Below are 25,875 nucleotides of genomic sequence, written 5' to 3' on the forward strand. Positions count from 1 at the left end.
TGGTCCGACGCTACTTTGCGGCGGAGTCGGTAGTGATGTCGGCGGGTGAAATGTTTCCGACGATGATGTCGGCAACGGCAGTGCCCTCGTGCAGCTTGTAGTTCGCTCCAACGATGCCAAGCACTCCGCGGGCGACCGCGTCGCTCACGAGCTCGGATCGCTCGAGCAGTTCGGCGACCGTGTCACGCAGGTGCTCGCGGCCGACCTCGCTGGCGTCGACGCTGGCGGGGTCGTGCCCGTTTCCGCCGGACACACGGCGGACTGCCGGAACGATCTGCTGGATGAGTCCATCGATGTACGGAGACACCGACTCGGCCTCAGGCGCGATGGAGTCGATCGCCGCACGAACCGCACCGCATTCGTCGTGCCCCAGGACGACGATGAGCGGAACCTCAAGAACCCCGACCGCGTACTCGATCGATCCGATCACCGAGTCGGAGATGACCTGACCGGCGTTTCGAACGACGAAAAGATCGCCAAGTCCCTTGTCGAAGATGATCTCGGCGGCCAGCCGAGAGTCTGAGCAGCCGAAGAGCACGACGTCAGGTTTCTGCACGTGGGCGAGTGACTCGCGGCGTTCAATATCCTGACGCGGATGCCGTGGCTCCCCGGCAACGAATCGCGCGTTGCCCCGCATCATGACTTCCCACGCCTTGGTTGGTCTGGTTGTTGGCATCAGCGGTTCCCCATTTCCAGATTGGCAGCGACGTCGTCGGAGATCGACTGGGCAACCGTGACAAACTCGGCATCCTTCGCGGTGCCATACACCAAAAAGGTGCTGTCCCCGGCGACGGTCGCGAGCGCGTAGTGCACGTTGCCGTATCGGTCCGCCTTGTCGCGGTTGTCGTAAACGGTCCACTCGAGCCCATCGATGGTGACCGTCGATGACGCGAGTGATTTCTTGAGCTGCTGCGCCATCCAGGTTTCGTTGGCATCGATGCCCTGGGTGATACCGATGAACTGGTCAGACGGAGTGATCAGGCCGATGTTCCAGGTCTGTACGCCGTCGGTCTTGTTCACATCCGCGCGGTTGGCCGACCAAGACCCGGGAAGGTCAGGATTGGCCAGCGGCTGCGGATAAGCCTCCTGCGCGGAGGCCTGGACTGCGGAGTAATCGACGCTTTCCAACATCGAGGAGTCTGTGCGCGGAACAGCGAGCACGATGATGACGACGAGTGCCACCGTGACGAGCAGCGAATAGACGAGGTTGTTGACCGTCTTCGCACCGCGATACTTGCGGGAGTTCTCTGCCTTACGTGCGGCGGTTTCCTCGGGAGTTTCGGGTCGGCCGAGCTCGGCGACAACCCGGGGTGGGCGCTGGCGGCTCATTCTGTGGGCTGTCCCGATGTCTGGGTGGCGGCGCGAGCCGCGTCGAGTCGTGCTTTCGCTCCAATGAGCCAGTCTTCGCAACGCTGAGCGAGGGCCTCTCCCCGCTCCCAGAGAGCGAGCGACTGTTCGAGAGTGGATGCACCCTGTTCCAGTTCAGCGACGACTCGCATCAATTCATCGCGCGCCTGCTCGTAGCTGAGGCTTGAAACCTCGGGGTTTTCTTGCATGAAGCCATCCTATCCGCGGCGGAACTTACTGTTTTCCGGCGAGGGCTCCCTCGCTCGATGCCGCGAGGACGCCTTCCGCGAGGGTGAGGTGGAACGTGGTGCCCTGCGGGGCGTCGGCGGCCGAGCGGAGCACGTGACCGTCGGGTCCCTGGGCGATGGAGTAGCCGCGATCAAGGGTGCGCTGGGGGGACAGCGCCCGAACATGGGCCCGCAGCTCAGCGGTGGTTCGCAGTTCGTGGTCGATCGCGCGTTCGACCAGTTCTGTGCCGCGCGCAACGTACCGGGTGAGTTCCTGCGACCGGGAGTCCACGATCCAGGTCGACGAAGCGAGAGCCGGGCGCGAGCGGATCGAGTCCAGCCGAGCTGTTTCGTTGCTGAGGAAACCGGTCAGTCGCATAGTGAGGCGAGTGCGTGCCTGCTGAACCCGAGACAGTTCTTCGGTGACGTCCGGAACGACGCGTTTGGCGGCATCCGTCGGTGTCGATGCGCGTAAATCGGCAACCTCATCGATGAGGGGGCGATCGGCCTCGTGGCCGATGGCGCTGACGAGCGGCGTGGAGCACTCCGCCGCAGCGCGAACGACGCGCTCATCGCTGAAGCCCAGAAGGTTTTGGAAGTCGCCGCCGCCGCGAGCGACGATGATGACGTCAACGCGCGGATCTGCATCGAGGGTGCGGATCGCGGAGATCACCTCGGGGACCGTGCGGTCGCCCTGGACAGCCGCGTGCAGGACGCGGAAATCGACGGCCGGCCATCGCAGCTGGGCGTTGCGGAGAACATCTTTCTCAGCGTCGGAGTCTTTGCCGGTGATCAGACCGATGCAGTGCGGAAGGAACGGGAGCCGCTTCTTCTTCATCGGATCGAAGAGCCCCTCACTCGCCAGCTGTCGCCGCAGTCGTTCCAACCGCTCAAGCATGTCGCCGAGACCGACATGCTTCATCTGGAACACCTGCATGGTGAGGCTGCCGCCCTTGACCCAGTAGTTGGGTTTGATCAGGGCGATGACACGGTCACCATGCTTGAGGTCGTCGGGAAGCTTGGCTTTGACCGATGACCAGATGGTGAAGCTCACCGTTGCGTCGCCGTCGACGTCTTTCAGCTTGCCGTAGACGTTGCCACCGGAGAGGCCCCACTGGGTAATTTCACCTTCGACCCAGACGGTTCCGAGCCGGTCGATGTACTCGCGGATCTTCGAACTGAGCAGCCCGACCGGCCACGGTTTTTCTGCCGTTGCCGGTTCCGTTGCCATTCGTTCGCTCCCTCAGCGTCATCCAGCCTCCGCACAGTGGGGGCCGCCTACAATTGAGTCGTGAGTAACGTTACTGTCAGCCTGCCCATGCCGAGGATCCCCGGCGTGCGTTCGAGGCTCAAGGATACCCCGGTCGTCGGACACAAGAGGGTGTTGCTCGCCGCCCCCCGCGGCTACTGCGCTGGCGTCGACCGCGCCGTGATTGCGGTGGAGAAGGCGCTCGAGCACTACGGAGCGCCGGTTTATGTGCGCAAACAGATTGTGCACAACGTTCACGTCGTGTCGACTCTGGAGGAACAGGGCGCGATCTTCGTGGAAGAAGTCGACGAAGTGCCCGAGGGCGCCCACATCGTCTTCAGCGCGCACGGTGTTTCACCCGCCGTGGTCAACGCTGCCGCTGACCGTGGACTCCGCGCGATCGATGCAACCTGCCCGCTGGTCACCAAGGTGCACCGCGAAGCTGTGCGGTTCGCGCGAGACGACTTCGAAATCCTGCTGATCGGCCACGAAGGACACGAAGAGGTCGAAGGCACCGCGGGCGAGGCTCCCGAACACACCACTCTCGTCGGCAGTCCTGACGAAGCAGACACCGTTGAGGTGCGCGACCCCGACAAGGTTGTCTGGCTGTCACAGACCACGTTGAGCGTCGACGAAACCATGGAAACGGTCCGCCGTCTCCGGGCTCGATTCCCAAACCTGCAAGACCCGCCCAGCGACGACATTTGCTACGCCACCCAGAACCGCCAGGTGGCCATCAAGAAGGTCGCTGAAAACGCTGACCTCGTGATCGTCGTCGGCTCGGCCAACTCGTCGAACTCGGTGCGTCTGGTCGAGGTCGCGCTCGAGTACGGTGCCAAGGCTGCGTACCGCGTCGATTACGCCAGCGAGATTCGCCAGGAATGGCTCGACGGTGTCGAAACCGTCGGAGTCACCAGCGGCGCATCGGTGCCTGAGGTTCTCGTCGACGAGGTTCTCGCCGACCTGTCTGGCGCGGGATACCGTGACGTTGAGGAAGTGAAGACCGCGGAGGAAGACCTCATGTTCTCTCTGCCCAAGGAGCTTCGCACGAACCTTAAAGGCGCACGCGAGGAGCGGGCCCTCGGCGGGCGCACGCGCTAATGGCCGACAACGAGCGGCCGCGGCCGCAGTTCGGTGAGTACGCCACTCCCGACCAGCAGCGCGACGCCATTAAGGTTCCGCTGACGGAACACGAGTCGATTCCGGTCGAGTCGCAGGTGTCGCCAACCAGCCACATCAGCGTGCAGGGCACACCCCACCGGGCTCCGTCGGCGGGCGATCGCTTCGCGACCGTCGTCTTGCTCGGCATCGGGCTCATCACCGTCCTGATGACGATCCCGGCGCTTACCGATCTTCCGACAGCCATTTCGTCGGCGTTCACCCAGCTGGACGTAGGTGCATTCACATCCGACCAGCTTGCGCGGTCTCTGGGCTGGGGTGCACTGATCGCGGAGAGCGTCCTCTGGCTGGTGGCTTTCTGGCTCTCCACCCGGGCGCTGCGCCGCGGCAAGAAGGCGTGGTGGATTCCGTTGGTGTTCGGTGTCATCGCGAACATCGTTGTCTTCGCGATCATCGCGGTCGCCATGACGTCTGACCCCGCGTTCACCGAATACGTGAATCGAATGAGCACAGCCGGATAACTACGGCGGAGCGGGTTGGTCTGGAGACCAGTCGTCGATTACCTGTACTGGATAGGCGTCGATGATTCAACGCTCGCCCGGCAAGATCTGCGCGAGCTCAGTCCATCGGCGGGATCGGTGGTGGTTGCGGCGTCGCATTCCCGTAGAGGGTAAGGGCGGTGTAGCCCACGACCAGGGTCACAATTGTGCCGAGTACTGCAAGACCGATATGACGCGCCGCAGGCTTGCCTGTGAGCAGCGACACGCCGATTCCGAGGAACCCGGTGACCAGCAGCCACAACATCGACAGCCCAACCGAAAAGGTGACGCCGATGCGCGCTTCACCGGGGTCAGATGACGAGTCACCAATGATGTAAAACGGCAGCGACAGGGCCCAAAATATTGCCGGAACAAGCGAGAACAGAGCGGAGCCTAAATAGTAAGCGGCGGGGACAATCCGCACGGTGACCCGGGATGTCAGCCCATTCGTGCTCACAGGATTATCCTCAAAGCAGGTCGAGCCGCTGCAGCAGCACATCGCTGGCGCCCGCGATGATCGACACAGCACCAACAATCACGGCTACAGCTATCGCCGCATAGGTGATGATCTCGGAAGGCCGACTTCGAGTCACGATGCGCGACACGAACAAACCGACAACTGTGACTATCGCGATCGTCTGACCCGCGACAGCCGCGAAGGCCATCCGCACGAACGCGGCATCATCTGGTGCGGAGAAACTATTGAACAGCAGTGCGAGCAGGGCGGGGATCGCAATGACGCCCATGATCATCAGGGTTGGCGCACTCCACTGTCCAAGCAGACCGGTCTTGGGGTGTTCGGTTTCCGTGCTCGTCATGCGCTCAACCTATCGGCTGGGTGACAGTTTGTCTCAGAATCCCTGTGGCTGGGCGGTCTTTTACCGGCGCGGGTTTCACGCGCATTCTGGCAAGTCTTCACTACATGTGGTTGAAGCCGTGATCGGAAGGGGGCGCGACTGCTCTAGACCGAAGCAGGTCTCCCTGCTAGCTTGACCATGCACCCAGAAAGGGTGCGTGACGGGGGGAAATGTGCGTCGATCGAAGGCTGCATGGGCAGCGGTAACGGTTTTGTCGACCGGCGTTCTGCTCGCCGTAGTGGGCTGCACTGCACAGAAAGGTTCGAGCAACGCGGAACCGCTGGCACCGGCCGCCGCGGCGGCTGTTGATAGCGCGACGGACCCAGCGTGGCCTGTCATCGGGTTCGGTGGTTCGGGCGTACTGAGTGAAAGCACGGCGGTGCCCAAGGGAGCGAACTCGCTCATAATCACCGTCGTCTGCACCGACGGAGGATTCCTCATCAGCACGGGCGGCGACATGTCCAAGGACCGCCGCGGAGGTTGTGGCGGGGCGCAAACTTATACCTTCTCAGTAACCAACTCCGCGGACCTCGTCGTCACAACAACGATGTTCAAGGAAGACGCTACTTTCGCACTGACCGGTGAGTTCAGCCGGGACAAGACAGAACCGGACGTCGACACGGCCTCTGACTGCGAAGTGATCTCGGCGATTCACAGCGCCGTGTACAACGCCAAAGAAGGCTTCAAGATAGGCGACATCGATGGCGGAGACTGGTTGACGGTGCTTGCGGAGACCCGTGCAGATCTCGAGAAGCTCGGCACGAACCCGAGTGGGCTGATCGGCCAGCAAGTCATGGTGCTGACGGAAGCCCTGGCGGCCGATCACGCCACCCCCGACTCACTCGCCGAGAGCAAGCAGTTCGTGACCACGTCAGACCTCATTGGCCAGGCGTGCGACGCCAACGGAACGCCACTCATCATCATGGCCGAGTACGGCGGTTAAGTGATTTCTTGGCGAATCGACTGTCTGGGAGCCCCGGATTCCGTTGAAACTGCCCCCTCCTTAACGAAAGATGCCCCGACCACGTGGTCGGGGCATCCGTTCGTTAAGAATCGATTTAGCGGATGGAGTTTCCGGCAGAACCGAGCTGACGGGTCGACTCGCCAACACGAGCGGCGAGGGCGCTCTCGGCAGCCTTGCCCCAGGCGCGCGGGTCGTACAGCTTCTTGTTGCCGACTTCGCCGTCGATCTTGAGCACGCCGTCGTAGTTCTTCAGCATGTAGTCGGCGATCGAGCGGGTGAAGGCGTACTGCGTGTCGGTGTCGATGTTCATCTTCACGACACCGTTGGCAACGGCTTCAGCGATCTCGGCATCGGTCGATCCGGATCCGCCGTGGAAGACGAGGTCGAGCGGCTTGGCTGCGGTGCCGTACTTGGCGGCGAGGCCGTCCTGGATCTCCTTGAGGAGCTCAGGCTTGAGCTTGACGTTGCCCGGCTTGTAGACGCCGTGCACGTTGCCAAAGGTCAGTGCGGCCATGTAGCGGCCCTGGTCGCCGAGGCCGAGAGCCTCAACGGTGGCGATCGCGTCGTCGAGCGTTGTGTAGAGGTGCTCGTTGATGTCGTGGCTGACACCGTCTTCCTCTCCGCCGACGACACCGATCTCGACCTCGAGAATGGCGTTGATCGCGCGGGTGCGCTTGATCATGTCCTGAGCGATCTCGAGGTTCTCGTCGAGGGGAACCGCGGAGCCGTCCCACATGTGCGACTGGAAGAGCGGGTTGCGTCCGGCCTTCACTTCTTCTTCTGACGCAGCAATGAGCGGCATCACGAAGCTGTCGAGAGCGTTCTTCGGGCAGTGGTCGGTGTGCAGCGCGACGGTGATCGGGTAGTTCTTGGCGACCTCGGTGGCGAACTTCGCGAAGGCGATGGCGCCAGCGGCACGGTTCTTCACCGTGTGACCAGCGAAATAGTCCGCTCCGCCGGTGGTGACCTGGATGATGCCGTCAGATCCGGCTTCGGTCAGGCCCTGCAGTACGGCGTTGATGGTCTGTGAGCTGGACACGTTGAATGCGGGGAAGGCGAAGCCTTTCGCCTTAGCGGTGTCGAGCATCTCGGCGTACTGCTCTGGGGTTGCGACGGGCATAACTGCTCCTTGAGAGAGGGGTTGTCTTCGTCGCTAGCTTACTGACGACCGGGCAGGACGACGCAGACAAGGCAGGATGGACGAATGAGCGAACGATTCACGCCCCCCGAGCGGGTGCTGTCAGAAGAGGTCGTGACGGGGTTTCACCTCGCCACGGTGAGGGCAGCGCAGGCAACCATTGATCTCCTCGGCTCCGGCAACAAGTACGAGGTCGACCGTGTCGCCGTCGTCGCATTGCGGGAGGCTCTCAACGGAGTGAACGTCGACGGACTGGTTCTCGTCGGGGAGGGGGAGAAGGACGAAGCCCCCATGCTCCATATCGGCGAAACCTTCGGGACCGGTTCCGGACCGAGCGTCGACATCGCGGTCGACCCGGTGGACGGCACGCGACTTGCCGGAGAAAACCTGCCCGGTTCTGTTGCGGTGCTCGCGGTCGCCGAACGAGGAGCGCTTTTCGACATCGGACCGGCGCACTACATGGAGAAGCTGGTCACCGGCAAGGCAGGCTCAGAGTTGTCACTGGACCTGTCGCTGACGGAAAACCTGAGCCGGCTGGCCTCCGCGCTCAGCAAGCCGATATCGGACATCGTGGTTGCCGTGCAGGACCGTCCACGAAACGCCCGGTACATCAGCGAAGCGCTCGCGGCAGGGGCGAGAGTCGACAGGTTCGCGGACGGCGACGTCGAGCGGTGTCTTCGGGCGGCGCGGCCCAATTCAGACATCGACCTGCTCGTTGGCATCGGCGGAGCTCCCGAAGGGATCCTGACGGCGGCCGCGGTTCGAGCTCTCGGCGGTGTGATGCAGGGACGGCTTGTTCCTCAGAGCCGGCGAGAGGCGGGGCGCGTGCGTGACGCGGGCCTCGACACCGGTCGGGCGTTGGCGCTCGAGGAACTCTGCTCTCGGGACTCCTGGTTGTTCCTCACCGCCATCACTGACTGCCGGGTCGGTGGCGAAGGGATTCTGCGCGGTGTCCACCGCGACGGCGATGTGATCGTGACAACGTCATGGATAGTCGGCGCCGGCATCCACCCGCTCATTCTGGTGAAGCGGAACACCCCGTAGCTCCCGGTCTGGCCTGCACATTTGGCCGCAATGGGTTCGGGGAGCGTGCTCTGGCGAGTCGTCGCGGATAGGGTGGAAGGGTCAACGCGAGCCCGCCATCGCAACCACCGTCGTTTTCGATAAAGGACCATCGTGACCAGTACAGATACCGCTTCGCTCTTTCTTCACCCCGACCGCAACCTTGCTCTTGAGCTGGTTCGCGCAACAGAGGCAGCGGCCATTCGCGCTGTCCCGTACATCGGACGCGGAGACAAGCTGGCCGCAGACGGTGCCGCCGTGGATGCGATGCGGGCGTTCCTCGGCACAGTCAACTTCGACGGCGTCGTCGTCATCGGTGAGGGCGAGAAGGACGAAGCTCCGATGCTCTTCAACGGCGAGCACGTGGGCAACGGCCGTGGTCCCGCCTGCGATATCGCCGTAGACCCCATCGATGGAACAAGCCTGACCGCCGCTGGTCGCCAGAACGCTCTCTCCGTGATCGCGGTGTCAGACCGCGGCACGATGCTGGATGCCTCAAGCGTGTTCTACATGGACAAGATCGTGACCGGACCGGAGGGTATCGGTGTCGTGGACATCCGTAAGCCCATCGGAGAAAACATTCGGGCACTCGCGAAAGCGAAGGGCAAGGACGTTGGTGACATCACGGTCGCCGTGCTTGACCGTCCCCGCCACGCTCAACTCATCGAGGAAATTCGGGCGGCGGGCGCCGGCACCCGACTCATGCTCGACGGTGACGTCGCTGGCGGCATCAACGCCGCACGCTACGAAACCCGGATCGACATGTGCGCGGGTATCGGCGGTAGTCCCGAAGGCATCGTCACGGCATGCGCGGTCAAGGCCATCGGCGGACTGATCCAGGGAGTCATGGCTCCCAAGGATGACCTCGAGCGCCAGAAGGGCATCGACGCCGGGCTCAAAATGGATTATGTCTACGAGGCCAACGAACTCGTGAACAGTGACAACACGTTCTTCGTGGCGACCGGTGTGACGGATGGTGGACTCGTGGACGGCGTGCGACGGATGGGCCCGATCATCCGCACTCACAGCGTGGTCCTGCGGTCGAAATCCGGAACGATCCGCCGGATCAGTGCTGATCACCTCGCCGCAAAGTGGCTGGAGGAGTAGGTCGCACACGCGTACCTCCCGTTGTAACGAAACCGGTCAGACCGAATGTCTGACCGGTTTCGTGCGCTTCGACTGAACCGCTAGTGTTCGTCCGGAGCAGCTGGCAGGGGTTCAGCGGCAGCGCGATCGCGGATCTCTCGTGAGATCTCCGCTTTGTCGAGCTCGGCGAGCAGTTCGAACGCGGTGAGGTCTCGAGGCGCATCCTCGACCTCGGTCAGCGGAGCAATTGCTTTGGAATCGTCGAGAACAGTGAGCTTGCGTGCCGAGGGGAGAACCTGGCGTTCGAGTGAGCCGACGAAGCGGTTGTAGTCGTTCACCGTTGCCCGCACCGACCGGCCGAGCTTGTCGATGTGGCCGGCCATGGTGGCCAGTCGGCTGTACAGTTCGCGGCTTGAGTCGAAGAGCGTCTTGGCTTCCTGGGTGACGACGTCTTGCTGCCAGCTGAACGCAACGGTTTTGAGCACCGACCACAGCGTGACCGGTGACGACAGTGCGACCCGCTTGCTGAAAGCAAACTCCATGATTGTGGGGTCGGCCTCCAGCGCGGAGGACACCAGCGACTCACTTGGGATGAACGCAATGACCATCTCGGGGCTCGCATCGAGACCCTCCCAGTAGGTCTTGCTGCCGAGCGTCGTGATGTGGGCTCGCACTGCCTTGACGTGTTCCTTCATGAGCTGGGCGCGCCGGGCCAGCTCAGGTTCAGGCGCGGTGAGCGGGATGGCACTCGCTTCGAGGTAGGCGTTGAACGGAACTTTGGCGTCGACCGCAATGCTCTTGCCCCCGGGCAGGTAAACGACCATGTCGGGCCGACCGGCGCCGCTGTCGGAGGTGATGCTCGACTGCACATCGAAGTTCACTCGCTCGATCAGGCCCGCCGCCTCGACCACGCTGCGCAGCTGGGTCTCGCCCCACACGCCGCGCGTTGAGTTGTTGGTGAGGGCCGCAGCGAGCGACTCCGCAGTCGACCGCAGTCGCTCTTCGGACTCGGTCGCGCTCCGCAACTGCTGGGCGAGCTCTCCGTGTTGCAGACTGCGCTGCGACTCGAGTTCGGCGACCTTCTGGTGCATGTCGTGCAGGCTCTCTCGAACGGGCGCGAGCGCCTGCAGCACCCGGCTTTCGGTGCGGGCTCGGTCAGCCTCGGCGTCGCGCTCACGACGGTGGCGTTCGACCAGGTCCTGGTACTGCTCACGTTGCGCGTCGATGCGTTCCTGCAGCGCGTCGGCCCGCGTCTCGGCGCGCCCGAGCAGCTCGGCCAGCTGTGCGCGGCGCTCGGCCTCGTGCGACTGGACCCGGGTGAGTTCGGCTTCGTGACGTGCCGCGACGAGTGCCGGGTCGTCGGTGCCGGAGGCCCACGCCGAGTGCGAACGCACCAGCCACCCCATCGCCACGCCGACGACCACACCGAGAAACAGTCCGAGCAGGAGGGAAACGAGAGGGTCCATAGCGACAGTGTGACAGCGGCCGCCGACACCGCATTCCGGACGCGCGCTGCGAAGTCGATACGATCGAGTAATGGCTTCGTGGCGCGTCTACCTGTTCCTGGTGCTGGCGAACCTGTTCTGGTCGGGCAATTACGTCGTCGGCCACCTCCTCGCCGACGGCATCAGCCCGCTCCAGCTCACCGCCATCCGCTGGGCGATCGCCGCACCGCTCCTCATCACGCTTGCGATCCTCATCGAGAAACCGTACTGGCGCAACGCGCTTCGCGAATGGCCGATGCACCTCGTTCAAGCCGGCCTCGGACTCATCGCGTTCTGCCTGTTCAGCTACGAAGCGCTGGCCCACACCACGGCCCTCAACGCGGCGCTCGTCGGTGCCACAAACCCGGTGCTCATCGCCGTTGTCGCGGCCCTGATCGTTCGGGAACGGTTGCGCGGCTCGAGCATCCTCGGCCTCGCGACGTCACTGCTCGGCGTCCTGCTCATCCTCACCCAGGGCCGGTTACTCGAGGTCTTCACCACCGAATACAACGTCGGCGGCCTCTACATGCTGGGTGCCGTCGCCGTGTGGACCGCGTACACGATCCTCGGCCGCACCCTGAAAACGGCCCCTGTCACCTCCGCGGCCATCCAGTCGGTCTTCGCGGCGGTGATCCTGGCCCCGATCGCCCTCGGCAGCGGCGCGCCCATCACCCTCGATACCGCCGGCTGGTGGGGAGTGCTGTACATCGGCATCTTCCCGTCGGTGCTGAGCCTCATGCTGTGGAACATCTCGGTCAAGAAGATCGGCGCCGCCCGCGCCGGAATCTACCTCAACCTCATGCCCGTCTTCACTGCGCTCATGGCGCTCGCCCTCGGCACCCCCATCACCCTCATCCAACTGGTCGGTGGGGCCCTCGTGATCACCGGCGTGTGGCTGACCAGTCGACCGGCGCGGAAAGCGGTGCCGCTGCAGGCGGCGTGACCAGCGGCATCCGTTTCTGAAAATTGTGAACGGATGCGTGCGCGAACGATTCGCGCGTATGCTGCGGGTGCGACGGCGCGAACGGTGCGACGTGGCAGCCGAACGTGAACGGGGGAGAGCGGTGAGGGATCGAAGCAGGCTCACGGCGCACGCGCAGTCGTTTGGCCAGGCGGCAGAGACGTACGCGAAGGCACGCCCGAGCTATCCCGCTCAGGCGGTGGACTGGCTTGTCCCCGAGGGGGCGAGCCGGGTGCTCGACCTCGGAGCGGGCACCGGCAAACTCACCGAAGTGCTGGTGGCGCGCGGTCTTGATGTGGTCGCGATCGACCCGTCCGGGCAGATGCTCGACGAACTGTCGAAGCGGCTGCCCGCCGTGGAGGCGATCGTCGGCACGGCCGAACTACTGCCGCTGCCGGATGCGAGCGTCGACGCGGTGACGGTGGCTCAGGCGTGGCACTGGATCGACGCTCAAGCGGCCGTTCCCGAGATCGCGCGTGTGCTGCGGCCGGGTGGAGCCCTCGGCCTCGTCTGGAACACCCGCGATGAGTCCGTCGATTGGGTGGCCGAGCTCGGCGAGATCATGGGCGGCACCGCGCACTACGACCTTGAGGACGGCGAGCCCACGATCGGGCCGCCGTTTGGCGCGACGGAGCGGTGGCAGACGACGTGGACGCAGACCCTCAACCGCGACGAGTTGCTGGATCTCGTGCGCTCGCGCAGCTACGTTCTTGTCACGTCCGACGCCGAGCAGCGCGCCACGCTCGCCGCGGTGACCGAGCTGATTGAGCGGCACCCGGCGCTTCGGGGCAGCGAGAACGTTGAGCTGCCTTACCTGACCGAGTGTTATCGCGCACGGCTTCCGGAGGATGGCCGGGTACGATAGACCCTCGTGGCTCTAACTATCGGTATCGTCGGTCTCCCTAACGTCGGCAAGTCGACGCTTTTCAACGCGCTCACGAAGAACTCGGTTCTCGCGGCAAACTATCCGTTTGCCACGATCGAACCGAACGTCGGCGTGGTGAACCTGCCGGACGCACGCCTGAACGTGCTTGCCGAGATCTTCGGCAGCGAGCGCATCCTGCCCGCGGCCGTGTCGTTCGTCGACATCGCCGGCATTGTGCGCGGCGCAAGCGAAGGGGAGGGGCTCGGCAATAAATTCCTCGCCAACATTCGTGAAGCGGATGCCATCGCGCAAGTCATTCGCGGATTCTCCGATGAAGACGTGGTGCACGTTGATGGCGCGGTGAACCCGGCCGGTGACATGGAAACCATCAACACCGAACTCATTCTCGCTGACCTCGAGACCCTCGAAAAGGCGCAGTCGCGCTTTGAGAAAGAGGTCAAGGGCAAGAAGCTCGACCCCAGCGTGCTGACCGCGGCGAAGGCCGCCAAGGAGTACCTCGACTCCGGGAAACCGCTGTCGAGCTCGGGTCTCGATCTCGAGCCGATCAAAGAACTGGGTTTGCTCACGTCGAAGCCGTTCATCTACGTGTTCAACGTCGACGAAGCCGTGCTGCAGGATGACGCAAAGCTCGCGGAACTCGCGGCTCTCGTCGCCCCGGCAAAGGCGATCTTCCTCGACGCGAAGCTCGAATCCGAACTCGTTGACCTCGACCCCGAAGACGCCGCCGAGCTCCTCGCGTCAACCGGCCAGACCGAGTCAGGTCTCGACCAGCTGGCGCGCGTCGGGTTCGACACCCTCGGGCTCCAGACCTACCTCACGGCCGGCCCGAAGGAATCGCGTGCGTGGACGATTCCGAAGGGCGCGAAGGCTCCCCAGGCTGCCGGTGTCATCCACACCGATTTCGAACGGGGCTTCATCAAGGCCGAGGTCATCTCGTTCGAGGACCTCGTGGCGACCGGCTCGGTGGCCGAGGCCCGTGCCAAGGGCAAGGCCCGCATGGAAGGCAAGGACTACGTCATGTCCGATGGCGACGTGGTGGAGTTCCGCTTCAACGTTTAGTCGTTTCTCGTCAGCTCAATTGCTGCCATCACGTTCGCAACCATGACACGTCGTTACCGTCGTGCGGGCGTGTGTCGAACCACGGAGTAGAAGTCCAGCGGCACCAAATCCCGTGCGTTGCGGTGTCCGGATACGGCACCTCTGCGGGAAGACACCGCGGGCGGGTCAAACGGACATCGGGGAACGCGTCGTTCGCCACGGAAGCCGGGTTTACGCGGTGCGCCCCGCTCAGGGTCCGGCTAACGGCTGACTCCGGGCGACCTACCAGAAGTGAGTTCACCCATAGGCTCCGTATGTGGATAACGAAACTCAGGCTGCTCTTATCGGTTTATGGGGAGTGGCGATAGGCGCCATTGTGTCGTTGATCGCTTCCGTGATCGTCCCTTGGATTCGTGACTCGATCGGGAGCCGGCGCCGGTTGCGCGATCAGATCGCATCGGAGCGACGCTCGTGGCTGATGGCGTGCCTCGCGGCCTTGCTTGAGCACCGGCAGGAGCGCGGCAACAGGCAAGTAGCCAACTCGGGATCCAGCCAAGCTCGCTTCGGTGCTGCGCTCAACGAGTTAACAGTGCGACTCACGTCAGAGGAACAGCCTGTGCTCGACGTCCTTCTCGCCATGTTCTCGATGGTTCAGGAACCGCGTCGCGGTGTGGAGAACATGATCGGTGAGGCGATGGCCGTTCTCACATTATGGGCGCGCGGGGATTTGAAGACAGATCAGATCATCTCTGAAACCGAGCGTCGCGCCGGAGTTGCTTTCTCGGCCGATAGGAGACTGGTATCGGTTGCGCCACCAGGACCATCGACCAACGAACCGTCAGCCCGGTGATTCTCACCACGAAGGAAGCAGTCCTAGATCATCACAGGCCGAGGGATGGTAGAGGCGAAACCTCAATGTCTTGGCGGTATGCGCGATGCTGCTACCTACAGCGACACCATCAGGATGAGAGGGCTCTATGTATGGCCGCCGAGAAGCAAACTACTAAAAAACTTCACCACTTCGTGCCTCAAGCGTATTTGCGAGGCTTCGCGAACGAGAAGGAACGTTTGACGGCCGTCCGCTTGCCTGGTGATCATTCCTTCACCACAATCGTCAGGAACGTGGCTGCGCAGATGCACTTCCACCGAGTGGAGGGGCTCGATAAGCCAGACGAGTTCGAAGATGTATTGGCGAGCATCGAGGGTGAGGCCCAAGCCATTATTCGAAAGCTCGAACGGCGGGGTGGGCCACGGTTGACCGACGTTGAGCGTCACACTTTCGCGTTCTACATCGCACTCCAAGCCGTTCGTGGGCCCGAAACCCGCCGCACTTCAGAAACGATGCGGGCAAATATCGTGCGCATCGAGGTGGGGGCGGGCGGACGCCGAAACGTTGGAGCTTGGGCGAAGGAAAACCTTGGTTTCGAGCCCAACGAAGAGCAGGAAGAGCGGATCTGGCAAGAAGCGACGCAGGAGGGAGGCCCGCCTATCGCCCTGCCGAACGTCGCCCACATCAAGCACATGATGCATATGGCCGAGCACCTCACCAAGTATGTGTTGGCCCGCCCATGGGTAATGGTGCATTTCACGAAGCGATCACTTATCACCTCCGACGCCCCCGTGAGTCTCGTACGCAAGCCCGACGACGACGCATGGATGGGTGTTGGCTTTGCGACAGCCGCATTCATCACATTTCCGCTCACCCGCAGGCTCGGTTTGCTTATGGGCGACCCAATGAAGTTCGTCGCAGAGCTTGGTGCCGACGATCCGAAGTTGCAGGTCATAGGCAACTCGGTTCGGAGTGGAAAGTTCGATCTGGTTCAAGAGGAAACTGCTGCGTTGGCGAAGTTCTTCAATGAGCACACCACCGATAGCGCAAGTCAGTACCTCTTCCATCACCCCGACGATCAACGCTACGTCCCCGAGGAGCTTCCTGAACCGCACTTGGTGACCATGTCGATGAATGGCGGTCTGACTGACGTCGAGTGGGACGGAACGCCCATGTTCGGCCCGGCGTCCGAGGAGTAAGGCAGCTCCGAAAAGCGCTCGCGCCTTGCGGCGCAGATGGCTACATTCTTTGGAGACGGGCCGTCGCACTCAGCGTTGGCTTTGGAGGGGTTCAGCTTTGTCTGAACTTTGATGCCCATGTTCAAGACGCGGACGGCATTGCACGGGTCCTGAAAGCGAGGGAGATGTGAGGAAGGTGTTCACGCGCCACGACCGCCGTGAGTATCAGATCATCCAGTGCCGCTCCGACAGCATAGACATGCGGGTCAGTGTCGATGCGCATGCCGCGCACGTCGACTCCATCGATGGGGACATTGACAGCCTCGATGTGCCGCTCTGCGACCGGGGAATCCAGCTCGCCTGGGATGCCGCCGACCACTCGCAGTTCGCGGAAGCTGTTCGTCAGGATGTGATTGACATGCCCGACGAGTGTCGACTCTGGCGTCTGCCAGCCCTCCTCTGACGTGCGTGTCGTCATGACGGCCTCCCATAACATCGGATACCGCATCAGCTCGCGCTGCTTCATCACCCATCTGGTTAAAGGCCTTACAGGGTCGGCGTCGAGTGCGTCGCGCACCGAATCGGCGAGGTCGGCGAGGTTCGTGGGGTCTTTGCGATCAGAGGGATTTCGCCAGAACGTGTAGGAGATCGCCACGCTATCCAAGGTCATCACACCGCCGTTTGAGGATGACCCGGTGGTTGAGGGGATCGGCTGCTCCTCCACCGGGGGCTGAGGGATGAGAGACATCAATGGAAGGCGGAAGATCCTGGCCACGTCGTCGATCGTCTGGGGCGGAGGAAAGTCGTCCGGGTCACGATCGGAAATGTACATGCCCACAACTTACAGAGATGGGAGCCAAGGGGGCCGACTAATTCTTGATTCCGCTGATCAATCGTCGACTTCACATTGAGGGTTCCCGCTGAGTGGTCCCGCTGTGGGCCGATCGATCGCCGAGCAACGCCAAGCCTCGGTAGGCCAGAATCGACACGACCTCGCTGCTCCTCGATATCCTGCAGGAGTGGATGAAAACTGGATAATCGAGCGTCTGGAATGGTGGATTGACACCGCCCGCGCTGCCCGTCGGACTGGGATGAGTTCCGGCCAGCTGACTGTTTACGGCTTCATGTACGACACCAACGGTTCGTACACAGAGATGCGCGAGAGATCTGCGCAGACTCAATCGATAATCATGAAGGTGCTCGGACGCAGTGACGTACCCAGCCTGATGAGTCGACGTGACAAAGCCTATTGGGTCGATGAGGGCATCGAGTTTGCTGAACACGCGCTGGCGGTAGTGAGAACTCGCGCAGAAACTCGAGCGAAACTCGGAACCAGTGCGCCAACCATGAAGGCTGATGCGCTCCACTCACTCATCTGGGATGCTGCATCTAAGCGGTGGGAATCAGGGCACTATTCCGACGCGGTTCAGCGAGCGGCGACATCCCTGAGCGGCCATGTCAAGAACCTGACCGGTCGCCACGAACTGGGAGACAACGAGCTAATGACCCAGGCTTTCTCTCCTTCAGCCCCGCAGGCGGGAAAACCAAGGCTGCGCTGGCCCGGGAACGACGACGATCTCACCGTCAAGGCGATGCGAGTGGGCATCCTAAACACCGCGCAGGGCGTATTTTCCGCCATTCGGAATCCCGCGACACACTCGACAGACGAACTCCCAAAACAAGAAGCCCTGGAGCAACTGGCCACACTCAGTGTGCTCGCACGATGGATCGATGGGTGCGAACTGATCCATATTGCGAGCGCGTGACCTCGAGCTCCGCTGACTGGCTGAATGCGGGGCTGCGGCAACGCCGGTACTGTGTTCCCGTTCAGAGTGCGGTTTTAGGCGTCCGGTCTCTGGCACACGAGCCCTCGTCCCACAGCGACGAGCGAGCCTCGGCACCCACGCTGCGCGAAGGACGACACGCTCCGCGCGCTTGTCGGAACCGGGGAGCAACAAATCGGGCGCCGAAAGCTCGGAGCACGCGCTGCCATATGATCCGAAGATGATCGGAAACCACGACCGACAGGAGTCGGACGAGCAAATGCAGCTCGGAATCCGCGCCATTCAAACCGCGCGCGTCCGATATCGCGACCTCCCTGATCAGCTTCCGGCCCCACTTTCAGGATCGATGCTTGATCTGGAGCGTGCCTACACGGCGAGGGAGCCTTTGGACACGCTCGTAATGGCGCATCGTGCTCGGGCGAGCGAGAATCTCGATCGAGTGTTCGAGATGATGATGATCAAGGAAGACGAGGGGAAGCTGCTCGCGTATCCATTCTCACTCTATTCACTCATCCGGACGGCGGTTGAGGCGGCAGCGACGGCAGTGTGGCTTCTCAAATCCTCAAAGAAGGCAGATCGAGTGCTTCGCGCACTTCAGCTTGCCTACCGAAACTCGCAAGAGGCAATGAGGTTTGCCGAGTTGATCAAAGGCAAAGCCGGTGCTGGTCCCGCACGGCAGGGCGCCGCGAAGACCATCGACCGACTCAACCAGTTGAAAGACACAGTCGGGCCACTTCGACAAGTGGAACTTGGCCCACCACCGAAGTACACCGCAATACTCACGGCCGTCTCGCCCAAAAGCCGCGACAGCAGCCGCGCCGGCTATGAGATCTCGTCGCCACTCGTAGTTTGGAAGGTGAGCAGCGCCTTCCTCCATGGCAGCGAGCAAGTCGTGCGGGCGCTGAGCGACGTTCGACAGATGGGCAGGTTTACCGACGGTGTCGCATCATTCGAGATCACCCCTAGCATTCAGATGCTGGCGGTTTCCCTCGGAACATGCGTAGATCTCATTGCCCAGTTAGACGAGCGCTATACGTATCTCGCCACACACGACTACGCAGGGCGTTCAGTGTCGAGCTGATGCCGGCGGCTAGTGACGACCCTTGTCGCGTACTAGCGTCTGAGAATGTGTAGCTCTCATCTAGTTCTGGCCAAGGTCCGCCATGCGACGGGGCCTCGGGCCTGTCGCCCGCCCATGAGTAATGTCGGTGGGTGGACGCATCATGTAGACGTGTCGAAACTTCGCTCTCCGCTCATGTCCTCTTCCGTGCCGTACGTCACCGATCGTGTGCCAGGTGAGGCAGCGCACTATCTCCCGCACGACCCCTACGAACCGCTTGATGTGGATCGGGTAAAGGCGTTCGTCGACGGCACGAGCGACGAGCCGGACGTGCGTCTTGCCGTCCTCGGCGTACTTCGCGCGCACAGCATGAACGGGGCTGAGACGCCAGCCGCTGTCTTCGCGATCATGGTCGCCGCGTTGACAATGCTTGCGAGCTCGATGGGTGCATTATCCGCGTTCGGCGGTGCGGTGGGCTGGGCGCTCGGAATTTCGATGATCATTGGCTGCGTACGGTTCACGACGTTCGCATTCGCCGCTCACATTCGAAGAATGACGTGCGGTGTATGGCTCGCCGCGTACGAGGACTCTCTGCGCTGATGCATTGAAAGTCCGGCATACGGATCGTCGTTGACTGTAGACTTCGTGCACTTCGTGCACTTCGTGCACTTCGTGCACTTCGTGCACTTCGTGCACTTTGTGCCGATCCGAACTGTTGGAGGCTCTGTGTTCGACGCCAATGTCTTGCGGGTCATGATCGCTTCGCCGTCGGACGTGCGTAGTGCTAGAGATATGGTTGAGCTTGCCATCGCCGCGTGGAATGTGAAACATGCCGAGTCGCGAGGGGTGGTGTTGTTGCCTTGGCGTTGGGAAACCTCGGCTGTGCCAGACCTGGCGGCGCCCGCACAGGCACTTTTGAACACCCAAGGTGTTGATCAGGCCGACATTGTCGTGGCTCTCTTAGGGAGCAAACTCGGATCGCCGACTCAAAATGCCGCCTCCGGTACAGTCGAGGAAATCGAACGCGCGCGAGCACGAGGCATTCCGGTTCACCTGTACTTTTCGACCGAGTCAGTGCCAATAGCTCAGATTGACGTTGATCAGGTGCTGGGCCTTCAGCAATTCAAGAAAGCCGTGAGCGACCTCGGACTCTACGCAGAATTTCAAGACCTGGGCCAGCTCGCAAGCGATATAGACCGAGCTTTGACTCATGACGTGGAGCAGGCAGAAAAGCGCAAGGTTGACTCGTACTTCCACGTGGATTCCGACCGTGTATACGACTTGTACGAATCTCGCTGGACTCTTTCGAAGTCAGGCACCTCGCCCCATGCGATAAGTGGACACCAGGAATGCCACCGACGATTTACTAGCAGAAGTGGCGAAGGGATCGAACGTTTCGAGATAACGCTCGCCCGAGATTCTGACAAACAAATCGGGTTTAGCCGCGAAAACGCTCCGATGTTTCGGCTTCTTGACGACTCGTCGCGTTCAGATGCGGGAATTTTGCGTCTGAAGCCGCCATATAAAACGCAAGGCGGAACCTTCGCTCAAGTCATTTCCTTCGAACCGCCGTTGGACGACGGAGCTTCCGTCCATCTGCACTATTCCGGAGAAGTTCCCCATTTCAAGTTCGCTACGCTGGAGCAACTTGAGCCAGCAACGCGGAACTCTCAACTCGGTCTCCGCGACTGGGATTCCGTGGCGGTGAAGGTCAGCTTTCCGATTTCCCGCTTCGTCTATTCGGTATTTTTTCCTGACGACCTCGGCGTCGACGTGCTGGGTGTCCGCGCAGGAAGAGGGTCCATTGACGTCGCTGAGAGCGCCCGTATCCGGCGCGCCGGATACGTTTCACAGCACCAAACAACGCGCGACGGCGTGTCCGGCATCGAACTCACTTTGGACATGCCGCGGCCTCAGCTCAAATGGACCTATCGGATCTGCTGGCGACCGCCGTCCGAAACTGTGGCCGACTGAGCACAGGGACCCGGACCCCTGAGCGTCTGTTCGATTGAGTCCGAGCGTTGGGAACGAAGCGCTTCGCGAATCGTGATGCTCAGGTCAGCGATTTGGCAAGCGAGAGCCGATAGCGTCGACGCGCCAGTATCGAGTAGGGATTCAAAATGACTGAGATCGGCGACGCCAAAGTTCAAGTTGAGGAGGCCCGCGCTGCGCTCGACGCTAAGCTGCCGGGCATGATCGAGTTTCTCCAGCAAGGTGTTGGCGCTGCACTGGCAAGGATGGTGGAGTTGGCGGTGATTGAGCAGCACAAACACACCGCAACTCTCGACCCAGCCCAACTGGGTGTCTTGAAGTTCAATGTCGCCGAGGCGAGGAAGTCCGCTCTGTCTGCCGTCGACGGAATCGTCGACGGACTCGATTTCGACTCGCTGACGTCGAAGGCCCGAAGCAACATGAGCGGAGAGACCTTCGTCGACGCGTCGGGTCTGCTTTCGGGGCTACTGAAGCCGACAGGTGATCTGCTGGAATCCGCGGGTTACAACGTTAGCGTTCTCAAGGGGTCGTCCTTCGACGACGGCTATCGGCTGTCGGCAATTCGCGGCACGGGCTTCAACGCAGAGGTAGCCGCGCGGGGTTTGGACGACGCGATCGAGAAGTACGGCAAGGCGAAACTCGCTCTGGCAAAGACCCAGACTGCCGCTGCCCAGGCTGATGCGCGCTCGGCCTGGGACAACGCCTAGGTCCGCCCAGCCATACTTGGGCGCAGTTCAGGCGTCGCCGCTGAGTGTCGCTAACGCCCAGCGAGTTGGTGCAGCACTCTTGCCTGCTCGCTGGTGAACGACCACGCCCGCGCCTTCTCGTCAGCGACTCGCCAGCCTTCTGCCCGAGCCCACCGGCGGAGTGATTTCGCCGGTACCCCTAGTTCGACGGCGAGCTTCTCTGGCCTCCACAGTCCATCGAACTGCCCCTCGACCGAGATCGAAGCGTCAGGGTCGCGGAGCTGTCGACGGTTCCAGAGGCCGTTGTTACGGAGAGTGCTCTCTACTCGCGCGAATACCCAGCGACGATTGGACAAGTGCGGCTTGGCACATTCGTCGTTTGCAGCAATGTTTGCCATGAGCCGACTCTAGAGGAGGACGGAGGCCTACTACGGCCCACCGTCGCGCGAGGCGTTTCCCGTAGCTATGTCTCACAATCCCACGCTAGGCCCGTGAGGGTTCCGCCAGCGCGGCCCGGTGGGTGCCGCTACGGGACTGCGAAGGACATAAGCTATGCCCCACGATGACGGACAGCGATGAGTGGGCTCGATACGTACCGATTCGACCAGAGTCGGCCGGTACCGTGCCCGCTCATCGTCTGCCGTTCGACCTTTCGAACCTGTCAGTGACCGGTCTGGTGATCATTTGCGAACTCGATGACCCGTCCCCAGAAAACCTCAGGCCTTCCATGAGCATGAAGATGACTCAGTACTTGCGGCTGTCGGACGAATCGATGATTCGTCTCGATATGGATCGCGGAGTGTCAGCGTCCAAGCTGGGGCGGCTCGTCGAGCCCGTTTCTTGGAAGCGACCCGCGGCCGATGTGATCTCAGAAGTTCTCTACCTGGTGCAAGCAGATGCACCTGAACCCAATTCATTTGCGTGGGAACAGTACGCGGAGGCCGCACGGTTGCGGGGAATTTCGGTTGACGCCGAGGCGCTGCGCGACCTCCCACACACGGTGCTGCTGTCGGATGAGATTGCCGCGACCTACGAATTCTGATCGACACGTCTCACGGGGTGCCAGCTCGGCTGACCCTTCGATCGGCCAGACATGAACGCCAGCACATAGTTGCCGTTGAGGGTTCCGCTTACCGTCCGGTTTGCGGGCATAACCGGCGGGAATATCGTCTGGTGACAGCCTCCACGCCCTATGCCTGTACGCGCCACCCCTCAAGCGTGGCATTGATCGCGTGGGTCGCCGCGACCAGTTGCGCGACGGTCTGGTCCGGCGCCTTCACGTAGCGGTACACGAACGACGGAGCGAAGTGCCCGAAGCGGTCGCGCGGCATGACCTGCCCGTCTGGCGATGCTAGGACTTCGTAGAGCGGCGCGAAGTCGAACAGCTCCGGGTGCGCTGTGGCGAATTCCTCGCGGGCGCCTCTGTCCTCTCCCGAGCGACCCTCGAGGTGTGGCAGCACGACACACAACCGGAACTGTCCTTCCTGGTACTGCCACCCCGCTTGGATTTCGACGCCACCAACCCGAACGTGACGTCGCCAACCGACTAGCGGCTGGCCGTGGCTAATAGCCGCCTCCGTCCATCCCACAGCCGGGCCCTCCGCCGCGAGCACGGCCTGCACCCGCCGCGCGCGGAGCTTTTGTAGCGCGGTGCGGGTTTGGGTCGAGTCAATCTCAGCGAGTTGTGAACTGTCCAGCCACGCAGACTCCTCCATGGAGTGCACGACAGTGGTGTCGAGTAGCGCGCTCAGGAGCCTCACGACTCGCGAGTAGCGTCTGACAGTCTCGAGCTCGTAGCTACTGCCGTCATTGTCAGGGAGGGCGAGGTCGATGCGCTCAGCGAGTTCCTGATAGCTCAGGTACGTCCAGCCGTCGACAGGCTCGTTCGGTGGTGACATGCTCAGCAGGATGTGCTGCGCGGGCTCACCCTTCCACCGCCCTGTCTTGCCGCGATATTCCTCGAGCTGGGCTCGCTCGGGGAGCGAGAACACCTTGTTCTCGATAACCAACGGCGCCGCGTCCGGCCAATGGAGCACGAGATCGAGGTTCTCTCTTTCTCGTTCGACGCGCCGCACTGTGGAGAAGCTTGTGACGTCGTCGGTCGTGAGATCGCGGAACACGGCATCGGCGAGCTTCGGCAACGCGTCGAAAAACCAAGCGAGGAAGTTGCTGTGGAACAACTCGCGTTGCCCGTACATGATCCGCGCGAGCGGCTCGACGTTCAGTTCGCGGGCAATCGCCTGCACCGGCTTCTCATCGCTCGTTGGGATGCCGTCGAGGTAACGACGCACCGGATTCGCCGCGCCCCTGGGAGGTGCAAGCCGTTCGACGCTCGTCCCTACGGCGCCGAGCTCTGGCGCAGGTACTCCGTCAAAGCCCCACCGCCCCTCTTCATCACCGGAATGCCAGGTTTGGATTCGATACGCGCCTCGGACAACACCGCCTGCGACGCCGAGCGCGTAGACCGCACGTTCCCGAGTGTTCGCGCCCACGCGCCAGTACATGCGGGTGGCATCGTACGTCGCTTTCGCGTCTGCCTCGGGGGACCATTCCCTGTTGATCACGAAGATCACTGTGGGCTCGGCAATTGCGGGGATCGAGTTAGGTGCTTGCACAAACGCAATCTAGCCGTGGCGCGACGTTTCCCGCTATCCGCGAACGGGCGGCGTGGGTACTTCGTCGGAAGGCGTTCGTCACTGGTAATCACTCGGCTCGACTAACCATACGAAGTGAGCAGTGCTTCAGGGTCCAGCAACAGACGGTGTCGGATGCACGCTATGTTTCACGCATGGACGACTACCAACCTCTTTGGCATGGCGGCGCTCCAGGGTTGGTCGCCGGCGATCTGCTGCTCCCACCCTCGGAAACGATGGTTCCGTTCACACGTAAGAACGATGCTGAACTACTGGGACCCGAGGCAAAGATTACGCAACGGGCCGACCGGGTATATGTCACAACGAACCGCCAACTTGCCCAGGTGTTCGCGAGTAACTGGTCATTAGACGGCGCGAGGTTCGGCTTCGGAACGCTCTACAGGGTGACAGTTCCGGTCGAAGATTTAGAGCAGGACGAGGATCTTCCTTTCCTGCCGGGCCACTTCCAATGCGCGTTCGCCACAGTCGAAAAGGTATGGCAGTTGAGGGTGAAGCGCGCGCCCGCGTTCGCTACGCAAGTGCTCAATGCCACGCTCAAGGCTCATGAGGAAGCGGTGAGGGATACCGGGGACTCGACCGAATCCAAGCCGTCGTAGCTCCTCACACGGAGGGATAAGGCGGCAGGGCTTGGCCGAATGCGCAATGTGAGCCCGGCCTTCCCGCAGAGGGTTCGCGCTTCGGCACGTTCTTCGGGAACACGGGTCAAGACGACCGGACTGTGGTTAGCTTCTGCAATCGTGATCAACGAGTATCTGGAGGACAGAATCGTGAAGAGATGGATCGTTGGTGTTGCGAGCGTCCTTGGGTTGAGCATTTTCGCGCTATTGGCGGTCTACGTCTACGCCGGCATTGGTAGATCCCTGGGCTGGCAATTCGGCAGTCTCGAGGGTGCTGAAGCTGTATCTCCAGTGGCGGTGGGATTCGGCGCCATGTACCTCATCCCCATGAGCGCAGCTGTCCTGGTCGTACTCATCATCATCGCTATCGTGCGGGCTTACATCCCCCGGGGGAACCCACACGAATAGCGACTTGCCCAATTTGGCAAATGGTGGTTCCAGGAGTAACTGCGCATAGCGGCTACAACCCCGTGAATCCGTCGACGGAGTGCATGGCGCCTGCGCTGCCCACTTGGATGTCGCGAGAGGGGTTCCCAATGAGGATTCCAGTTCCACGTGTCTGGTTTCGGGGGCCGGTCTCCCCGTCGTCTCGATCCACGAGCTGGCTAGGCGCCCGTTAGAGGAGCTGCAAAAGGATGAAGATCATGGCTGTGCAAATCCAAGCGCAGAGTGACAAGACGCCGAGCGATTGAGCCATTTGAGGTCGCACTGACCGGAGGAGGTGGGCCAAGGCGATGGAGACGGCCATGGGAAGTGCCAGCCAGTGGAGCCAAATCCAGCCTCCAATGAACGGGATGGCGAGCACACCTAAGAGAACGAGGGTGGCAGCGGTTGCGGCGATACTTTTTTCGACATATCGAGTTGGGCGCGCGAACAGCCTTCCAATGGCAATCGTGCCGAAGACGAGTAACCCGATGCTGATGAAGTTCCCGCTAGCCACGCCGACGTAGTTGTAGGTGTGATTTAGCGCAAGGATGAGTGCCGAGATAAGTGCCGCAGCTCCGCCAGGAGCACAAAGCATCAACGCGCTAAGCGGTGACTTATTTCGCGTCATTTCCGTCAGTGCCATGCTCGCACCTTACTAACTGATGAGCACCGCCCTCGCCTTATTGCTCGGC

The 25,875-nt window shown here is 62.0% G+C and carries 30 protein-coding genes; 18 read left to right on the top strand and 12 right to left on the bottom strand.

Annotation, left to right across the window (positions count from 1 at the left end; translation table 11 throughout):
- Window positions 1-10 precede the first annotated feature (10 nt).
- The 4 genes from L1277_RS01950 to xseA are packed head-to-tail and all read right to left on the bottom strand — an operon-like array spanning window position 11 to window position 2,805.
- Window positions 11-676: a carbonic anhydrase gene (locus tag L1277_RS01950; protein ID WP_253374665.1), complete on the bottom strand. Its 666-nt coding sequence runs from the start codon at window positions 674-676 to the stop codon at window positions 11-13.
- Window positions 676-1,329, bottom strand: coding sequence for a DUF4245 domain-containing protein (locus tag L1277_RS01955; protein WP_253374666.1), 654 nt, complete (start codon window positions 1,327-1,329; stop codon window positions 676-678). The genes L1277_RS01950 and L1277_RS01955 overlap by 1 nt, the downstream gene beginning before the upstream one ends.
- Window positions 1,326-1,556, bottom strand: coding sequence for an exodeoxyribonuclease VII small subunit (locus L1277_RS01960; RefSeq protein WP_253374667.1), 231 nt, complete (start codon window positions 1,554-1,556; stop codon window positions 1,326-1,328). Before L1277_RS01960 ends, L1277_RS01955 begins: the two co-directional genes overlap by 4 nt.
- Window positions 1,557-1,581: 25 nt before the next feature.
- Entirely contained in the window at window positions 1,582-2,805 is a 1,224-nt protein-coding gene (gene xseA, locus L1277_RS01965; protein ID WP_253374668.1) for an exodeoxyribonuclease VII large subunit, read from the bottom strand.
- 87 nt (window positions 2,806-2,892) lie between these two features.
- On the opposite strand from xseA, the gene L1277_RS01970 reads away from it, so the two are divergent.
- Both L1277_RS01970 and L1277_RS01975 read left to right on the top strand, forming a co-directional pair.
- Window positions 2,893-3,924, top strand: a complete 1,032-nt coding sequence (locus tag L1277_RS01970) for a 4-hydroxy-3-methylbut-2-enyl diphosphate reductase (RefSeq protein WP_253375263.1) — start codon at window positions 2,893-2,895, stop codon at window positions 3,922-3,924.
- On the top strand, window positions 3,924-4,463 hold the full coding sequence (locus tag L1277_RS01975) for a DUF6264 family protein (protein ID WP_253374669.1): 540 nt from the start codon (window positions 3,924-3,926) through the stop codon (window positions 4,461-4,463). The genes L1277_RS01970 and L1277_RS01975 overlap by 1 nt, the downstream gene beginning before the upstream one ends.
- Before the next feature lie 97 nt (window positions 4,464-4,560).
- Here the strand turns inward: L1277_RS01975 and L1277_RS01980 are convergent, their stop codons facing one another.
- The gene (locus L1277_RS01980; RefSeq protein ID WP_253374670.1) at window positions 4,561-4,938 is read right to left on the bottom strand and encodes a hypothetical protein; all 378 of its coding nucleotides are present in this window, start codon (window positions 4,936-4,938) and stop codon (window positions 4,561-4,563) included.
- A 10-nt stretch (window positions 4,939-4,948) separates the two neighbouring features.
- Entirely contained in the window at window positions 4,949-5,299 is a 351-nt protein-coding gene (locus L1277_RS01985) for a hypothetical protein (protein ID WP_253374671.1), read from the bottom strand.
- 196 nt (window positions 5,300-5,495) lie between these two features.
- Here L1277_RS01985 and L1277_RS01990 point away from each other — a divergent pair, with 196 nt between their 5' ends.
- Complete coding sequence (locus L1277_RS01990) at window positions 5,496-6,281, top strand: hypothetical protein (protein WP_253374672.1); 786 nt, start codon at window positions 5,496-5,498, stop codon at window positions 6,279-6,281.
- Between the two features lie 115 nt (window positions 6,282-6,396).
- Here the strand turns inward: L1277_RS01990 and fbaA are convergent, their stop codons facing one another.
- Window positions 6,397-7,422, bottom strand: coding sequence for a class II fructose-bisphosphate aldolase (fbaA, locus tag L1277_RS01995; RefSeq protein WP_253374673.1), 1,026 nt, complete (start codon window positions 7,420-7,422; stop codon window positions 6,397-6,399).
- Between the two features lie 84 nt (window positions 7,423-7,506).
- On the opposite strand from fbaA, the gene L1277_RS02000 reads away from it, so the two are divergent.
- Both L1277_RS02000 and glpX read left to right on the top strand, forming a co-directional pair.
- Window positions 7,507-8,484 carry a fructose-bisphosphatase class II family protein gene (locus L1277_RS02000; RefSeq protein WP_253374674.1) on the top strand — a complete coding sequence of 326 codons (978 nt, stop codon included), beginning with the start codon at window positions 7,507-7,509 and terminating at the stop codon, window positions 8,482-8,484.
- 132 nt (window positions 8,485-8,616) lie between these two features.
- Window positions 8,617-9,609, top strand: a complete 993-nt coding sequence (gene glpX, locus L1277_RS02005; protein WP_253374675.1) for a class II fructose-bisphosphatase — start codon at window positions 8,617-8,619, stop codon at window positions 9,607-9,609.
- Window positions 9,610-9,689: 80 nt separating this feature from the next.
- Here glpX and rmuC read toward each other — a convergent pair whose 3' ends face one another.
- Window positions 9,690-11,054, bottom strand: coding sequence for a DNA recombination protein RmuC (gene rmuC / locus L1277_RS02010; RefSeq protein ID WP_253374676.1), 1,365 nt, complete (start codon window positions 11,052-11,054; stop codon window positions 9,690-9,692).
- Window positions 11,055-11,124: 70 nt separating this feature from the next.
- Between rmuC and L1277_RS02015 the strand changes: the two genes are divergently transcribed.
- From L1277_RS02015 to L1277_RS02035, 5 genes are all read left to right on the top strand, one after another.
- Window positions 11,125-12,015 (top strand): DMT family transporter, encoded by an 891-nt coding sequence (locus L1277_RS02015; protein ID WP_253374677.1) that lies wholly within the window; start codon window positions 11,125-11,127, stop codon window positions 12,013-12,015.
- 121 nt (window positions 12,016-12,136) lie between these two features.
- Window positions 12,137-12,898 (top strand): class I SAM-dependent methyltransferase, encoded by a 762-nt coding sequence (locus L1277_RS02020; RefSeq protein ID WP_253374678.1) that lies wholly within the window; start codon window positions 12,137-12,139, stop codon window positions 12,896-12,898.
- Window positions 12,899-12,904: 6 nt separating this feature from the next.
- Window positions 12,905-13,978 carry a redox-regulated ATPase YchF gene (gene ychF / locus L1277_RS02025; RefSeq protein ID WP_253374679.1) on the top strand — a complete coding sequence of 358 codons (1,074 nt, stop codon included), beginning with the start codon at window positions 12,905-12,907 and terminating at the stop codon, window positions 13,976-13,978.
- A 295-nt stretch (window positions 13,979-14,273) separates the two neighbouring features.
- Window positions 14,274-14,807 carry a hypothetical protein gene (locus L1277_RS02030; protein WP_253374680.1) on the top strand — a complete coding sequence of 178 codons (534 nt, stop codon included), beginning with the start codon at window positions 14,274-14,276 and terminating at the stop codon, window positions 14,805-14,807.
- A gap of 131 nt (window positions 14,808-14,938) precedes the next feature.
- The gene (locus tag L1277_RS02035; RefSeq protein WP_253374681.1) at window positions 14,939-15,985 is read left to right on the top strand and encodes a DUF4238 domain-containing protein; all 1,047 of its coding nucleotides are present in this window, start codon (window positions 14,939-14,941) and stop codon (window positions 15,983-15,985) included.
- Between the two features lie 121 nt (window positions 15,986-16,106).
- On the opposite strand, the gene L1277_RS02040 is transcribed toward L1277_RS02035, so the two are convergent.
- The gene (locus L1277_RS02040) at window positions 16,107-16,796 is read right to left on the bottom strand and encodes a hypothetical protein (protein WP_253374682.1); all 690 of its coding nucleotides are present in this window, start codon (window positions 16,794-16,796) and stop codon (window positions 16,107-16,109) included.
- A gap of 187 nt (window positions 16,797-16,983) precedes the next feature.
- Here L1277_RS02040 and L1277_RS02045 point away from each other — a divergent pair, with 187 nt between their 5' ends.
- The 5 genes from L1277_RS02045 to L1277_RS02065 all read left to right on the top strand — a co-directional run bounded on the left by L1277_RS02045 (window position 16,984) and on the right by L1277_RS02065 (window position 21,507).
- A complete protein-coding gene (locus tag L1277_RS02045) occupies window positions 16,984-17,730 on the top strand; it encodes a TIGR02391 family protein (RefSeq protein WP_253374683.1) in 747 nt (248 codons plus the stop codon).
- A 364-nt stretch (window positions 17,731-18,094) separates the two neighbouring features.
- Complete coding sequence (locus L1277_RS02050; protein ID WP_253374684.1) at window positions 18,095-18,829, top strand: hypothetical protein; 735 nt, start codon at window positions 18,095-18,097, stop codon at window positions 18,827-18,829.
- Window positions 18,830-19,003: 174 nt separating this feature from the next.
- Window positions 19,004-19,408 carry a hypothetical protein gene (locus L1277_RS02055; protein ID WP_253374685.1) on the top strand — a complete coding sequence of 135 codons (405 nt, stop codon included), beginning with the start codon at window positions 19,004-19,006 and terminating at the stop codon, window positions 19,406-19,408.
- A 30-nt stretch (window positions 19,409-19,438) separates the two neighbouring features.
- Window positions 19,439-20,782 carry a nucleoside 2-deoxyribosyltransferase gene (locus tag L1277_RS02060; RefSeq protein WP_253374686.1) on the top strand — a complete coding sequence of 448 codons (1,344 nt, stop codon included), beginning with the start codon at window positions 19,439-19,441 and terminating at the stop codon, window positions 20,780-20,782.
- A gap of 146 nt (window positions 20,783-20,928) precedes the next feature.
- Complete coding sequence (locus L1277_RS02065) at window positions 20,929-21,507, top strand: hypothetical protein (protein ID WP_253374687.1); 579 nt, start codon at window positions 20,929-20,931, stop codon at window positions 21,505-21,507.
- Between the two features lie 50 nt (window positions 21,508-21,557).
- Here L1277_RS02065 and L1277_RS02070 read toward each other — a convergent pair whose 3' ends face one another.
- Complete coding sequence (locus L1277_RS02070) at window positions 21,558-21,884, bottom strand: hypothetical protein (RefSeq protein ID WP_253374688.1); 327 nt, start codon at window positions 21,882-21,884, stop codon at window positions 21,558-21,560.
- Between the two features lie 164 nt (window positions 21,885-22,048).
- Here L1277_RS02070 and L1277_RS02075 point away from each other — a divergent pair, with 164 nt between their 5' ends.
- Complete coding sequence (locus tag L1277_RS02075; RefSeq protein ID WP_253374689.1) at window positions 22,049-22,528, top strand: hypothetical protein; 480 nt, start codon at window positions 22,049-22,051, stop codon at window positions 22,526-22,528.
- Between the two features lie 148 nt (window positions 22,529-22,676).
- Here L1277_RS02075 and L1277_RS02080 read toward each other — a convergent pair whose 3' ends face one another.
- Window positions 22,677-24,101 (bottom strand): PD-(D/E)XK nuclease family protein, encoded by a 1,425-nt coding sequence (locus tag L1277_RS02080; RefSeq protein WP_253374690.1) that lies wholly within the window; start codon window positions 24,099-24,101, stop codon window positions 22,677-22,679.
- Window positions 24,102-24,274: 173 nt separating this feature from the next.
- Between L1277_RS02080 and L1277_RS02085 the strand changes: the two genes are divergently transcribed.
- On the top strand, window positions 24,275-24,736 hold the full coding sequence (locus L1277_RS02085; RefSeq protein WP_253374691.1) for a hypothetical protein: 462 nt from the start codon (window positions 24,275-24,277) through the stop codon (window positions 24,734-24,736).
- Window positions 24,737-24,907: 171 nt separating this feature from the next.
- Window positions 24,908-25,165: a hypothetical protein gene (locus L1277_RS02090; RefSeq protein ID WP_253374692.1), complete on the top strand. Its 258-nt coding sequence runs from the start codon at window positions 24,908-24,910 to the stop codon at window positions 25,163-25,165.
- A 208-nt stretch (window positions 25,166-25,373) separates the two neighbouring features.
- On the opposite strand, the gene L1277_RS02095 is transcribed toward L1277_RS02090, so the two are convergent.
- Window positions 25,374-25,826 carry a hypothetical protein gene (locus L1277_RS02095; RefSeq protein ID WP_253374693.1) on the bottom strand — a complete coding sequence of 151 codons (453 nt, stop codon included), beginning with the start codon at window positions 25,824-25,826 and terminating at the stop codon, window positions 25,374-25,376.
- Window positions 25,827-25,875: the final 49 nt, after the last annotated feature.

Source organism: Okibacterium sp. HSC-33S16, from assembly GCF_024171565.1.
GTDB lineage: Bacteria > Actinomycetota > Actinomycetes > Actinomycetales > Microbacteriaceae > Mycetocola_A.

Coding starts and splice junctions, on each gene's coding strand:
- L1277_RS01950 (WP_253374665.1), bottom strand. CDS start 676: ATGCCAACAACCAGACCAACCAAGGCGTGGGAAGTCATGATGCGGGGC.
- L1277_RS01955 (WP_253374666.1), bottom strand. CDS start 1,329: ATGAGCCGCCAGCGCCCACCCCGGGTTGTCGCCGAGCTCGGCCGACCC.
- L1277_RS01960 (WP_253374667.1), bottom strand. CDS start 1,556: ATGCAAGAAAACCCCGAGGTTTCAAGCCTCAGCTACGAGCAGGCGCGC.
- xseA (WP_253374668.1), bottom strand. CDS start 2,805: ATGGCAACGGAACCGGCAACGGCAGAAAAACCGTGGCCGGTCGGGCTG.
- L1277_RS01970 (WP_253375263.1), top strand. CDS start 2,893: ATGCCGAGGATCCCCGGCGTGCGTTCGAGGCTCAAGGATACCCCGGTC.
- L1277_RS01975 (WP_253374669.1), top strand. CDS start 3,924: ATGGCCGACAACGAGCGGCCGCGGCCGCAGTTCGGTGAGTACGCCACT.
- L1277_RS01985 (WP_253374671.1), bottom strand. CDS start 5,299: ATGACGAGCACGGAAACCGAACACCCCAAGACCGGTCTGCTTGGACAG.
- fbaA (WP_253374673.1), bottom strand. CDS start 7,422: ATGCCCGTCGCAACCCCAGAGCAGTACGCCGAGATGCTCGACACCGCT.
- L1277_RS02000 (WP_253374674.1), top strand. CDS start 7,507: ATGAGCGAACGATTCACGCCCCCCGAGCGGGTGCTGTCAGAAGAGGTC.
- rmuC (WP_253374676.1), bottom strand. CDS start 11,054: ATGGACCCTCTCGTTTCCCTCCTGCTCGGACTGTTTCTCGGTGTGGTC.
- L1277_RS02015 (WP_253374677.1), top strand. CDS start 11,125: ATGGCTTCGTGGCGCGTCTACCTGTTCCTGGTGCTGGCGAACCTGTTC.
- L1277_RS02035 (WP_253374681.1), top strand. CDS start 14,939: ATGGCCGCCGAGAAGCAAACTACTAAAAAACTTCACCACTTCGTGCCT.
- L1277_RS02040 (WP_253374682.1), bottom strand. CDS start 16,796: ATGTACATTTCCGATCGTGACCCGGACGACTTTCCTCCGCCCCAGACG.
- L1277_RS02050 (WP_253374684.1), top strand. CDS start 18,095: ATGCTTGATCTGGAGCGTGCCTACACGGCGAGGGAGCCTTTGGACACG.
- L1277_RS02055 (WP_253374685.1), top strand. CDS start 19,004: ATGTCCTCTTCCGTGCCGTACGTCACCGATCGTGTGCCAGGTGAGGCA.
- L1277_RS02065 (WP_253374687.1), top strand. CDS start 20,929: ATGACTGAGATCGGCGACGCCAAAGTTCAAGTTGAGGAGGCCCGCGCT.
- L1277_RS02070 (WP_253374688.1), bottom strand. CDS start 21,884: ATGGCAAACATTGCTGCAAACGACGAATGTGCCAAGCCGCACTTGTCC.
- L1277_RS02075 (WP_253374689.1), top strand. CDS start 22,049: ATGACGGACAGCGATGAGTGGGCTCGATACGTACCGATTCGACCAGAG.
- L1277_RS02085 (WP_253374691.1), top strand. CDS start 24,275: ATGGACGACTACCAACCTCTTTGGCATGGCGGCGCTCCAGGGTTGGTC.
- L1277_RS02095 (WP_253374693.1), bottom strand. CDS start 25,826: ATGGCACTGACGGAAATGACGCGAAATAAGTCACCGCTTAGCGCGTTG.